Source organism: Romboutsia sp. 13368 (assembly GCF_018336475.1).
Classification (GTDB): Bacteria; Bacillota; Clostridia; order Peptostreptococcales; family Peptostreptococcaceae; genus Romboutsia.
The window spans coordinates 365466-366622 of record NZ_CP048741.1 but is presented as its reverse complement, the minus strand read 5'-3'; the positions used below and the strand labels follow the sequence as shown (position 1 = coordinate 366622).

Below are 1157 nucleotides of genomic sequence, written 5' to 3'. Positions count from 1 at the left end.
TATAATATTTTTATTTATTATATTAAAATTATATTTTTACCTATAATATATCTTTTTTTTATGATATTATATATAAATTGTAATCAAAAAATACTAACGTATAAGGAGATGAACAGATTTGATAAAAATAGGAGATTTCAATAAACTTGAAGTTAAAAGATCTACTGATTTTGGTTACTTCCTAGATGGAAAAACTAACAATTCAAAAGATGATATACTTCTACATAAAAGATTAATAGGTAAAAATGAAGTTAATGTTGGTGATACAGTTGATGCATTTATATATATAGATTCAGAAGGTAGAAAGGCTGCTACTTTAATTCCACCAAAAGCTAAAGTAAACGAAGTTGCTTACTTAAAGGTGGTTGCTCATACTAAGATAGGAAGTTTCATAGATATCGGATTACAAAAAGATATATTAGTTCCTTTTAAAGCTAAAACTTATGATTTAGAAAAAGGTAATAGATATTTATTCTATATATACTTAGATAAGACAGGTAGACTTGCTGCTACTACTGATATAGATCAATATCTTACTACAGACCATAACTATAATGTAGGTGATACTGTTGAGGGTGTAGTTTATGGATTCCAAACTAACAACTCAGCTATGGTATGTGTTGATAATAAATATGCTGGAGTTATACTTCACAACGAATATTTCACTGAATTAAATATAGGAGATAAATTAACTTTAAACGTTATAAAACTTTATGAAGATGATAAACTTGGATTATCACCTAGACAAGGTAGAAAAGAAGAATTAGATGTACTAGAAAAATCTATAATGAATTACTTAGAARRTGCTGATGGRCAYATGAGATTTAATGATAAATCTACTCCAGAAGAATTAGCAACTGTATTTAATACTAGTAAGAAGAACTTTAAAAGAGCTTTAGGGGTTCTTATGAAAAAAGATTTAATATATCAAAACGAAAACGGAACATATTTAAAATAAATAAAAAATAAGGATTTCAACAAATTTGAAATCCTTATTTTTTATTTATTTTAAATCATATTAATATTTATTAGATAGTATATAATCCGACATCTTATTATCTATTTCCCAAGAAATAATTATATTTTTTATATTAATTATTTTAACTATATATATTTATTTTAGTATTTCTTTTATTACTCTATAGAAGTTTTTATAC

General features: G+C 24.0%; 1 protein-coding gene. It reads left to right on the top strand.

What is annotated here, in order from left to right:
- Window positions 1–118 precede the first annotated feature (118 nt).
- Window positions 119–958, top strand: a complete 840-nt coding sequence (locus tag G3997_RS01470) for a CvfB family protein (RefSeq protein ID WP_296646972.1) — start codon at window positions 119–121, stop codon at window positions 956–958.
- Window positions 959–1157 lie beyond the last annotated feature (199 nt).